This is a genomic window from Pseudoalteromonas sp. MER144-MNA-CIBAN-0113, from assembly GCF_040308965.1.
In the GTDB taxonomy this organism is placed as follows: Bacteria; Pseudomonadota; Gammaproteobacteria; order Enterobacterales; family Alteromonadaceae; genus Pseudoalteromonas; species Pseudoalteromonas tetraodonis.
This window is the reverse complement of the sequence record NZ_JBEOOG010000100.1, coordinates 1-11,560: the sequence shown is the minus strand read 5'-3', so window position 1 is coordinate 11,560 and position 11,560 is coordinate 1. Positions and strand designations below refer to the sequence as shown.

Below are 11,560 nucleotides of genomic sequence, written 5' to 3'. Positions count from 1 at the left end.
TTACTGAGGTCTACTGACAGACAAAAAAGTGATCGGCTTGAATGGTATTGAGCGATCGGCATCATGGTATTACGCACTTGGTGAGGACGTACAGTGATGTATTATCTTTTTTGCAATCAAGTTCATTTTAACCATTCCCTTTTTCTGACATTAACTCGAAAATTAAACCAATAAGTAAGGCATGTTTTCGGTGTACACCATATATACGTTGCCTACCTTGTTGATGACAACGGACTAATTCGCTACGAGCTAAAATTTTTAGATGCTGTGAAACAACAGCTTGCGGTAATGCCAATTGAAACGAAATTGAATCTACACTTCGCTCGGTTGTCAGTAATAAATCAATAATTAACAGCCGAGTTTTATTTGCTAATGCTTTGATAGCTGGTAAGGCTTTCTCAATAGGAGCAGGTGCCCGATCACAACGTAAATGCAATAAATCTTGCTTGATATTTCTCAACATTCACACCCTGAAATCACATGCTTTTCTTACAAAAATGAATAAACTGCTCTTTGATTGCAATAAGATCGTATCCTTTAGGAGTGGTTAAAGAATTTAACGCTTCAAAAGTCTTCGAGGCACGATTCATCAATGCCCATAAATGCACGGCCCGAGTGCCCGTGCGGCAGACACAATGTACTTTCGCTTGCTCAAGATCACCGTATATCGCTAGTTTAAACTCTGCAATTATATGATCACTGTATTCGCCGCTCGTCACTGGGATATGAATGTACGTCAGTCCGAAATCTTGACATATAGCGGCGTACTCTCGACTTGACATTTGGCCTTGCGCTTCACCATCGGGGCGCACATTTATTAAGCTTACAACGCCTAAATTCGCCAATTTTTCGATAGTATTTCTATTCAATTCACCCGATACGGAATAGTTATCAGTAATCGAAATAATCTCCATAACAATTCCTTAAATATTGTTGAACAGCACAAAACCAGAGAGCGGAAGCAGCAATAAACCAAACAACCTTTTTAAGTGATATTGTGACATCCGCTTACTTACTTTAAAGCCAACTAAAGTGCCAAGAATCGAAAACACAGTGATTAACATGATAAGCATCCAATTTAATTGCTCTGCATTTTGCTTGAGTAAAAATGCGTGTTTAGCAAAGCCTGAAAAACCTTGCATGGCAATGATTAATAAACTTGTACCGATTGCTTGTTTCATTGATAACTTTGAGAAGATCAATAAGGCTGGAATGATAAGAAATCCACCGCCAATCCCCACAAAACCCGTTATCAATCCTATTAATAGACCAGCAATAGACAATTTAGCCTTAGAATAGGATGTCGTATATGACGAAGCCCTGTTCAGATTAACTGGGAAAAGAATCACTAAGCTAGCTAAGAGCATTATTAGAGAAAGTGTGATCATCTGCACTTCCCCTTCTACGAACTGAGAGAGATAGGCCCCACCGGATGCAGATATCATACTTGGAATACCAACAAACAGCGCAGATTGTATGTGCAGCTGGTTTTTACGACTGTGGGCTATGCATGCGACTAATGCAGTCATGCCCACGATGAATAATGACCCAGCGATTGCTAGCTTTTCGGGTTGATCAGCAAGATACACTAGTATTGGAACCGTGAGAATACTGCCCCCCGCTCCCAATAGTCCGAGCAACACACCCATGAGTGATGCCGCCAGCCAAACACTTAAATTCAGCATGATTAGTCTTTATCCATGCTTAACGGTACCTTCAAATAAGCGATACCGTTATCTTCAGCGATGGGGAGTGTTCCAGCACGAATGTTTAATTGAATAGATGGGAGCAACAATTTAGGTACATCTAACGTGGCATCTCTATCAGAGCGCATTTGAACGAACTCACGTTCAGACTTTCCGTCTCTAACATGAACGTTACAACGTTTTTGTTCTGCTACCGTGGATTCCCATGCATATTTTTCTCGATTTGGTGTTTTATAGTCATGGCCGACGTAAATTTTAGTATCATCAGGTAACGATAGTATTCGCTGTATTGAGCGGTACAGCGTTTTCGCGTCACCACCAGGGAAGTCTGCTCTTGCGGTCCCAAAGTCCGGCATAAATAGCGTATCCCCAACAAAAACATTATCTTCTATTTTGTAGCTAACGCAGGCAGGTGTATGGCCAGGCGTATGGATAACGGCTATATTGAATTGCCCCAGTTCAATAACATCGCCATCTTTGAATAGACAATCAAACAGCTCAATATTGCAGGTGAGCTGTTCTTTACAGTTGAACGTTTCTCCAAACGCATCGTGTACATCCTTGATATGTTCACCAATCCCTATTTTCCCACCGCACTTTTGTTGCAAATAGGTTGCCGATGTAATGTGGTCTGCATGCGCATGCGTCTCTAAAATCCAATTTAAATTAAGTGTATTTTCGTTAATAAACTGGATCAGAGTATCTGCACTGTCCGTGCTCAATTCACCTGATGCCATGTTAAAATCAAATACAGGATCGATAATGGCTGCATCCTTTGTTAATCGGTCGAAAACCACATAGGTCACAGTTTTGGTCTCATCATCAAAAAATGCTTTTATCTGTAACTTACTCATTTCAATTCACCGTTGTTGTCGTTGCACATGTGGTATAACAACCACTTACAGTATTTTAAAATTTATTGCTCCAACAATATCTTCGTTCGCTCAAACTCGTCTTTATCAATTTCACCCATTGCGAACCGTTTCTTCAGAATACTTATCGCATCGGTGTTTTCGTCATATTGTGTAGACACGGATTGTTTTTTATGACCTCCAAGCGCTTTCACAACTAGCATCACCACAGCGGTACCCAACGCGATAAACAAAAGCATCATAAAGACGCCAAAAAGCCAACCATAAACGCTACCACCCCACATCATATTATGGTCATAATACCGACCTGTTTGCTGAGCCCAAGCTACACTACTGGTGCTTATAGCCGTTATCAATAAGCCGCTCTTTACTATTAAATTTTTCATATAACCTCTCTACCTTTCTACTTAAAAACGTTCGTTATTGACGTACCTATCGGGATACATCGTTCTTATTTACGTATCTATGTTTGGCTATTCACAATAGAGCTCATAAAGCACTGTGATTACTTTTTGCGCCGCTTCACCTTTGAGTGAGTAATACACTGTCTGCGCATTTTTTCTATAACTGACAAGCCCTTGGTTTTTCATTCTAGATAACTGTTGTGATACGGTGGGTTGGTTTAAGCCTAATAATTCAACCAATTCACCCACGGATTTTTCACCATCGACTAATTGACACAGGATCATCAGTCGATTTTCGTTCGATAAAATTTTCATTAGTTCCGATGCTACTTCGGCAGACCGTCGCATCTCTTTTATATTCATATATTCCAAAATACCTATATACACATATTAATGCAAGTTAGAATATACGTTTATAATGTTTTATCAAGCAAAAAGGTGAAGTAATCAATGACAAGTTCTGATTACTTCATCTACTCTAGTTAAGAACACCTTCTCGTTTTGCATATACTATGCGATAAAGAACCGGAAGAATGACAAGCGTCAATAGTGTTGAAGACACAATGCCGCCTATCACAACAGTGGCCAACGGTCTTTGTACTTCTGCACCAATACCTGTATTCAGCGCCATGGGCACAAATCCGAGGCTTGCCACTAGTGCTGTCATTAATACCGGACGCAAACGAATAAGTGCCCCTTCAACAATGCTATTCTCTAATTCTCCGGTTTCTAGCAAACGTTGCTTGATGAAGGACAGCATTACCAATCCGTTTAATACGGCAATCCCAGACAACGCGATAAATCCTACCGACGCGGATATGGATAAAGGCATATCCCTTAACCAAAGAGACATTACACCGCCTGTTAATGCCAAAGGGATACCTGTGAAGATAATCAACGCATCGCGTATAGAACCAAACGCAATTACCAGCATTGTCAAAATCACAAACAACGTAACCGGTACCACAATCGTCAATCGTTGACTCGCACTTTCGAGCTGCTCAAAGGTTCCACCATAGTCGAGCCAATAACCAGCAGGTAAATCTACTTCATCATTAATTCTCGCCTGAGCTTCTTCAACAAAAGTGCCAATATCTCTGTCACGCACATTTGCTGTGACAACAATACTACGTTTGCCATTCTCCCGGCTTATTTGGCTAGGTACTTCTTTAAATGCAAGTGTGGCTAATTCGCTTATTGGTACATGCTCACCAGAGGGCGTGACTATGGGAACGCTCTCAAGCTGAGTGAGTTCATTTCGAATGTCGTCGGCATATCGCACGACAATTTCAAAGCGTCTGTCGCCCTCAAAAATCATTCCAGCGGTTTCTCCACCTGTCGCAGCATTGAGCCATAACTGCAAGTCGGCTATATCCAAACCAAAGCGTGCCAATTGATCAGGCTTTGGTGTGACGGTGAAGATTGGAATGCCTTCTACCTGCTCAAGCCTCGCGTCATCAGCTCCTTCAATCGTTGAAATAACGGTCAAAATGTCAGAAGCAGATGCAAAGAGCGTATCTAAGTCATCCCCAAATAGCCTTATCCCCAAATCTGCCCTTACGCCACTAATCAATTCGTTAAAACGCATTTGTATAGGTTGCGTAAATTCATAATTATTGCCGGGCAAAGTAAACAAGTCCTCTTCAAACGTTTTCACTAACTCAGCTTTTGTCATTGATGGATCGGGCCATTGCTCCCGAGGCTTTAAAATAACAAACGTATCAGTAATGTTTGGTGGCATAGGGTCGGTGGCGACCTCACCCGTACCCGTGCGACCGAATACCGTCTGTACTTGCTCATACTGCATAAGTTTCGCTTCAAGAGTTTTTTGCATTTCAACTGCTTGTTCTACCCCAGTCCCAGGGATGCGTATCGCTTGTACTAAGATATCACCTTCATTGAGCTGGGGAATAAACTCGGAGCCTAATTTACTGCCCATCCATAAACTGCCGACAACCAAAGCACTCGCTGCTACTACCACTAGCCATCTAAAACGCAGCGCTCCGGTTAAAACAGGACGATAGACTGCCTTTGCACCTTTAATAATTGGGCTTTCTTTTTCGCTAATTTTACCTCTCATGAAAATTGCTATCGCCGCAGGCACTACGGTAAAACAAAATACCATTGCGGCAAGCAAAGCCATTATCACGGTCGCTGCCATGGGGTGGAACATTTTACCTTCGACGCCAGTGAGCGTGAACAAGGGGATATAAACAATGGTAATGATCAATACACCAAACAAACTGGGGCGTATGACTTCATTAGTGGCTTCATATACAACATTCAGCCTTTCTTTGAGCGGTAGAGTAGCGCCGTTTTGTTTCTGGGATTCGGATAATCGTCTGATACAGTTTTCAACAATGATAACTGCGCCATCGACAATCAAGCCAAAATCCAGTGCGCCTAAACTCATCAAGTTAGCAGACACATCTGTTTTGACCATGCCCGATATCGTGGCAAGCATTGCCAAGGGTATTACAGCGGCGGTAATAAGTGCAGCTCGCACATTCCCAAGCAAAACGAATAGCACAACGATGACAAGTAAAGCGCCCTCGACGAGGTTTTTCTGCACTGTGTCGATGGTTTTGTCAACGAGGCTTGTCCTATCGTAAACCGCTTCAAGGATTACGCCCTCGGGTAAGCTTGTTTTAATGGTTTCGAGCTTACTGTCCACAGCTTTGGCGACCGTACGAGAGTTTTCTCCCACTAACATCATTGTCGTGCCAATCACTGTTTCTTGGCCATTTAACGTGCCGGCTCCAGAGCGCAGCTCTTTACCGAGGTTGATTTGGGCGATGTCTTGAATTTTTACCGGTACGCCATCAATGATCTTAACAACCACTTGGCCGATATCGTCGATGCCCTTAAGTTGGGCTTCCGATCTGATCAGTACTTGTTGCCCATTTTGTTCTACAAAACCAGCGCCTTGATTCGCATTGTTGCGTTCTAGCGCACTGAGAAGGTCACCTGTACTTATCCCAAAGTTTATCATTGCGACTGGATTAGGATTCACATGATATTGCTTTTCAAATCCGCCTATCGCATAAACCTCGGTCACCCCCTCAACAAGCGACAATTGGGGCTTAATTACCCAATCATGGATCTCCCTTAATGCCATAGCATCATAGGGTTGACCGTTGTCCTGTCGCGCCTGAGGCTCAGCACTTAACGAGTACATGTAAATTTCACCCAAGCCTGTGGCGATAGGGCCCATTTCAGGGGTTAACCCTGTTGGCAATTGCGCCGCGATGGCGGTGAGACGCTCGTTGACGAGATTTCGTGCGAAATATAAATCAGTGCCCTCTTTAAACACGACTGTGACTTGCGACAAACCATAGCGTGATATCGAGCGGGTATACGATAAATTAGGCAAACCGGCCAGCGAGGTTTCAACTATAAACGTTATGCGTTGTTCAGTCTCCAAAGGCGAGTAACCTGGGGTTGCGGTATTTATCTGCACTTGCACGTTGGTGATATCAGGCACAGCATCAATCGGCAATTGTTTGTAACTGTACATACCAAAAAAGGCGACAAACAAGGCGAACAACATCATGACACCACGGCGCTCAATGGATAGACGGAGTATTGGTGCTATCATGTTCTCACCTCACCGTTTTTATGGACTTGGCTTTGCTTTTGACAATAAATGCGCAGGTAATTAGTCATCATCGCCCGCCTCCATTTTTAATAAATCAGCTTTTAGTAGATAGCTATTTTCTACAACGACTTGCTGGCCTATTTGAACGCCCTTCACAATCTCTACTAAACGGTTGTCCGTGTTCCCAAGCTTTACTTGGCGGGGGTAAAATCGCTCCCCTTCTTTGACAAAAACAATGGTTTGCCCATCTAACTCTTGTATTGAACTTTTGGGGAGAGCCAGATTGACTTCTTGGAACCCAATCTGAATATAACCCTCTACCATAGCGCCTAAAGGCCAATAACCACTGCCATTATCAACGTTCACAAACGCGATAGAATAAGGTTTGTCATCAGGTGAGGACGTAATGTGGCTTATACTTGATTGTTGCTGCAATTCCTCAAGCCTTAAAGTGACTTCCATATCAGCGGCAATACGAGTACGTTGTTTGGGGAAAATAGCCAATTGAGCAATTGCGCGAGAGTAATTAGCAACAGAAAGCAGTACTTGACCGTTGGTGAGCTCACCATCATTGGCGTGTCTAGCTATGATTTTTCCAGACATCGGTGAGGTGATTGAGTATTGATTTAAACTCTCGTTTGACTCAATGATTGCCAGTGTGTCACCTTTTTCTACTTTATCTCCAATATTCACCATGATACGTTTTACAACACCGTCGAAGCGGGCACGAATATGACTCAGTGACTCAGGATCATGAACTATCCGCCCAAAGGTTCTGGTTGTGAGCGATAATGTTCCTGATGCGGCCGATGCAGTCACGATATCGTGTTCAAGCATCCGTTCTTGAGATAACACTACGTACTCGGGTCTTTCTTCGGCTTCCTCATCGTCATCATCAGCCAGGGCGACAGAAGCAAACAGTAAAGTAACTAGCATGACTAACATGCCAAGCAAGTCACGTGCGCTAGTAACTAATGTAAATTGTGATTTATTCATTATTTTTTCTCTATTCATTGTGATGATTGAGCAGACGTCGAGGGAGAGTCAGAAAACACGGGAATTCCCGTAAGTGCCTCTAGATCTGCGCTTCGAAGGTGAACTAAGCCTGCGGCTTTTATCATAGTTCGTTGCATATCTATGAGTTGCTGTTGCGTTGTCACCCACTCTATGTAGTTGTAGCGACCACTTTCATAGCCATCCCGCGCCAATTTCAATGCAGATTCCAATGTTGGGACGACATTGTCTTGAAGGGTCGTAACAGTGAGCAAGGCTTGGTCTTTTGCGCTAATGACTTGATTTAATTGGCGAGTGAGTTCACGAATTTTCGCTTGTTTTTGATAGTCTATACTGTCAAGCAATGCGCGCTGTTGTTCGTATTCACCTAGATTCCGCTGCTTGGTATTTAACGGCACCGAAATACTGGCAACTAACGCTGTGTCATCAATTCCCTGCATTCTTCGGATACCGGCTTCCCACGCAATGTCGAACTGCTGACTGGCCTGAACCACTCTCAATCTGGCCTCTTGTACCCGATAGTTATCAGCATAAAGCAGAACGTGTGGATTGCTTTGAAGCTGTGAAAGCATATGTTCAAGTGATAGTGAATTTGGAAACGATAACAGTGTCCCTTCAACTTCCGCAAACGCAGCGTTAGTGTCACCCCACATGATGGCCAGGTCGCGTTTATACTCATTGAGTTTTTGTTCACTTATCAATAACGACAAACGCGCCTGCGACAACGCTGACTCTGCACGTTTTTTCTCAAGTGGTGAAGAAGCCCCCGCTTCAACCCGTGTAGAGACTGTCTGAAGCATTGTGCGAGCCAGCATTTCAGCTCGTTGCTCAGTCTTGTGCAACGCTTGTTGGACAATGACATTGATATATCGTCGAGTTGTTTCACCCAAGATGTCCAGCGTACGAATGCGCCGTTGTGTAAGCAGTTGTGCTTTTTTTGAACTCACCACATTCATTCGGCCGCTGACTTTATCTCCAAGCTCGATGACCGACGATAAGGTCAATGTCAATTCAGCATCTCTGATACCAGACACTTCGCCTGTTCCCAACAAATTTTCAACTTCAACCCCAACAGACATTTCAGGTCGTAAGTGGGCCGTTTTTGATTCACCCTCCAAAGCCGAAGATTTAAAATCGAACACCACTAAATCTGGGTTGTTTGATAAGGTGCGCTTGAGCGCATTTTCAAGTGTGATAGTCGACACTTGTGCATTGACAGATTGAACAGATATGCTCATTGTTACCAGTACAGCAGACATCAATTTCAGATACGCTGAGCTAGCTTTTTTTATGCCCAATGGGCGTGAAGCCTTCATAAAAAACCTTTTATTCATAAAATAACGAAGTACATGGAACGCGCCCATGCAAACATATAGGAGGGAATGGATTAAGGTTGAGGTGGGCGCAAAAGGCCTTCGACTAGGCCGTCAGTGACGTTGCGGGAATAACTGTATTGATTGGTGTATAACGGTTTAGATACGTCATTTATTGGGTGTTGTGCCAGAAACTTAATCTGTCCACATTGACACAGCACACAATGGAAACACTTAGGCTCTTCACTCGACGTATTATCACCAGCATTTACATTTTTTTCGGGAACATCATAAGTGCCTATCGACTTTGATTGTTCAGGGACTGACGATACCTCCGCAGGGTAGTCATCGCATTGAGCGGCGAACGAAAAGCCCGATTGACACATGAGCAAAGTAATAAGTAGCCATGCCAACCTACGCAGTTTTGATGTGCAATTAAAAATTGGCATGTTCTTATCAACTTTGCGCATTAAGCGCTCGCTGTCTTTCATTTCCAGCATCTTCGAGGATCATTTTTGCCCCGCGCAACACAACGCACGAAACTATCACACCGATAACCAGATCAGGCCATCGAGAATCGAGCCAAAACACCAAAACGCCAGCAGAGATAACACCTAAGTTGGCAATCACATCGTTGGCTGAAAATATCCAGCTTGCCCGCATATGCACTTCTTCATTTCTTTGTTTGCGTATGATCACAAGACAAATGACATTAGCAACCAGTGCAACTGCCCCCATAGCCATCATTAGTCCCGATACAGGTTCGCTACCGTAAATTGACCGTCTTACAATATCAATGATAATCAACACACCCAGTGCCATCTGAAAAAAGCCGCTAATTCTAGCCGCATTGGCTTTGTGCAATAGCGATTTACCAATAGCATAAAGGGCAACACCATAGACAACTGCGTCGGCGAGCATATCAAGTGAATCGGCTATTAATGCGGTTGAATCAGCAAGCAACCCGATCCCCATTTCTATAACAAACATTGTCGCGTTTATTCCCAAAAGCCAATACAAAACCTGTCGTTGAGACTGGTCTTTTATTTCAACTTCGCACCCACATCCGCTCATTAGAAACACACTCTTTACTGATGAATAGTATGAGTATAAAGTCTATACTTGGTATAGAGTCAACGGTTAGGAGTAAAAAATGAAAATTGGTGATGTCGCAAAGACGACAGGTTGTAGTATTCAGACCATTCGTTTTTATGAAAAGAAAGGGCTATTGCCTGAGCTCAAGCGCTCAAGTGGAAATTATCGTGTCTACGACAAGGGGACTATTGAACAACTCCTATTTATTAAACAGTGTCGTTCATTGGATATGTCTATCATGGAAGTAAAAACGCTCATGGACAGTCGTTCGAAGCCAGATCAGAGCTGTTCAAATATCAATACGTTAATAGCTAAGCATTTATCAGACGTCATTATTCGCATTGAAGAGCTAAACGCATTAAAGTCATCACTCGAAAATATGGCGTCAAAGTGTGATCAAAACAAAACCATTAGGGACTGTGGCATTTTAAATTATTTACACACTTAAAAGTGTAAGAAGCACACAGTTTCACTGTGCGCACTCGCCTCAACGTGTATCTATCGGCTAACATTCGTAATTTGTGTAGATTTATAAGGCAAAAATCAATAGCCTGAACTTTTGATACTGAGTCAGCCATGCATATTCATTTGTGGCCCTACAAAGCGATTTACATCGGAATCAGTCCTGATAATGATGTTCATGCACATCATGCTGTCCAAATTTGCATTGGTTTAGACAAAGACATCTCGGTTCAAGATTACAAGGCACAAAGTATTCACACCGGACAATGTATTGTGATTTTCGAAGATGTCCCTCACAAGGTTTTGGCACAGGACAATCAGATTGTAGTCATCTATTTAGAGCCTGAAGATAGGCAAAACCAACAACTTCTCAAAGCCTTACGTCAAGCCAGGAGTGATGGAATTAATACTCTGCCGCTTACTAGCAAAGAATTGGGATCCATTTCTCAGCATCTATTTACTGACGTCGATATCGACAAAGTGTGGAAAACAGTAAATAAAGCGGTAGGGCTAGTCTATAGTCCTGCGCTTTCATCGCGCCCTGAGGATAAACGGGTACGAGCGGTCATCGACATTATTGCTTCGCAGAGAGGTTGTGCAATCGATATGGCGTTTTTATCATCGAAGGTTTTCTTGTCCCCAAGTCGCAATCAAGTCCTAATTGCTCAGCCCAGCTCCTGATGATAGACCTGTAATATGAATAGCTTATTGGTTGATTAGAGCGACGTATACTCCGAAACAAATAATCACTGGGTTGCAATTTAACTTCTTGAATTCAATGGATAATACTTTGTTGTGTTCTCGGAGTTATCTCAAATTGAACTTCGATCCCAGTTTTCTTCTGCGTTAATTGAACCCTTTCAAATACTTGATCGAGAGTAGTGACGTCTCGAACTTTTAAAGAGAGTAAGTCACATGATCTTAGCTTGCTATCTATAGCCAAATTAAGTAAAGCTAATTGCATCAAGTTGTTTTGAATTTCAATTCGAGTGCGAATACGCCAAATCTCTTCAAGCTTGCCCCCTGTGTCAGGATAGTTGTCGCCTCTAACTTTTAATAGAGGCAGATATAATGAGACGTCGATTTACACAAGAAT

General features: G+C 42.8%; 13 protein-coding genes. 2 read left to right on the top strand and 11 right to left on the bottom strand.

Annotated elements, in window-relative coordinates; genetic code table 11:
• Positions 1-127 precede the first annotated feature (127 nt).
• The 11 genes from AAEY57_RS17665 to AAEY57_RS17615 form a co-directional block, all read right to left on the bottom strand.
• Complete coding sequence (locus tag AAEY57_RS17665) at positions 128-463, bottom strand: ArsR/SmtB family transcription factor (RefSeq protein WP_350608394.1); 336 nt, start codon at positions 461-463, stop codon at positions 128-130.
• A 13-nt stretch (positions 464-476) separates the two neighbouring features.
• A complete protein-coding gene (locus tag AAEY57_RS17660) occupies positions 477-914 on the bottom strand; it encodes a protein tyrosine phosphatase family protein (protein ID WP_350608393.1) in 438 nt (145 codons plus the stop codon).
• 9 nt (positions 915-923) lie between these two features.
• Positions 924-1,685, bottom strand: coding sequence for a sulfite exporter TauE/SafE family protein (locus AAEY57_RS17655; RefSeq protein WP_350608392.1), 762 nt, complete (start codon positions 1,683-1,685; stop codon positions 924-926).
• A gap of 2 nt (positions 1,686-1,687) precedes the next feature.
• The gene (locus AAEY57_RS17650) at positions 1,688-2,560 is read right to left on the bottom strand and encodes an MBL fold metallo-hydrolase (protein ID WP_350608391.1); all 873 of its coding nucleotides are present in this window, start codon (positions 2,558-2,560) and stop codon (positions 1,688-1,690) included.
• A 62-nt stretch (positions 2,561-2,622) separates the two neighbouring features.
• Positions 2,623-2,964, bottom strand: coding sequence for an SHOCT domain-containing protein (locus tag AAEY57_RS17645; protein WP_350608390.1), 342 nt, complete (start codon positions 2,962-2,964; stop codon positions 2,623-2,625).
• A gap of 87 nt (positions 2,965-3,051) precedes the next feature.
• A complete protein-coding gene (locus tag AAEY57_RS17640; RefSeq protein ID WP_350608389.1) occupies positions 3,052-3,297 on the bottom strand; it encodes an ArsR/SmtB family transcription factor in 246 nt (81 codons plus the stop codon).
• A gap of 163 nt (positions 3,298-3,460) precedes the next feature.
• Positions 3,461-6,580: an efflux RND transporter permease subunit gene (locus tag AAEY57_RS17635; RefSeq protein ID WP_350608388.1), complete on the bottom strand. Its 3,120-nt coding sequence runs from the start codon at positions 6,578-6,580 to the stop codon at positions 3,461-3,463.
• A gap of 60 nt (positions 6,581-6,640) precedes the next feature.
• Complete coding sequence (locus AAEY57_RS17630; protein WP_165744856.1) at positions 6,641-7,576, bottom strand: efflux RND transporter periplasmic adaptor subunit; 936 nt, start codon at positions 7,574-7,576, stop codon at positions 6,641-6,643.
• A gap of 14 nt (positions 7,577-7,590) precedes the next feature.
• Entirely contained in the window at positions 7,591-8,910 is a 1,320-nt protein-coding gene (locus AAEY57_RS17625; RefSeq protein WP_350608387.1) for a TolC family protein, read from the bottom strand.
• A gap of 71 nt (positions 8,911-8,981) precedes the next feature.
• Positions 8,982-9,398, bottom strand: a complete 417-nt coding sequence (locus AAEY57_RS17620; protein WP_350608386.1) for a hypothetical protein — start codon at positions 9,396-9,398, stop codon at positions 8,982-8,984.
• A complete protein-coding gene (locus AAEY57_RS17615; protein ID WP_004588586.1) occupies positions 9,364-9,981 on the bottom strand; it encodes a cation efflux transmembrane domain-containing protein in 618 nt (205 codons plus the stop codon). Before AAEY57_RS17615 ends, AAEY57_RS17620 begins: the two co-directional genes overlap by 35 nt.
• A 79-nt stretch (positions 9,982-10,060) precedes the next feature.
• Between AAEY57_RS17615 and cadR the strand changes: the two genes are divergently transcribed.
• Both cadR and AAEY57_RS17605 read left to right on the top strand, forming a co-directional pair.
• The gene (cadR, locus tag AAEY57_RS17610) at positions 10,061-10,450 is read left to right on the top strand and encodes a Cd(II)/Pb(II)-responsive transcriptional regulator (protein WP_004588587.1); all 390 of its coding nucleotides are present in this window, start codon (positions 10,061-10,063) and stop codon (positions 10,448-10,450) included.
• 128 nt (positions 10,451-10,578) lie between these two features.
• Positions 10,579-11,145, top strand: coding sequence for a hypothetical protein (locus AAEY57_RS17605; protein WP_010554769.1), 567 nt, complete (start codon positions 10,579-10,581; stop codon positions 11,143-11,145).
• Positions 11,146-11,560 lie beyond the last annotated feature (415 nt).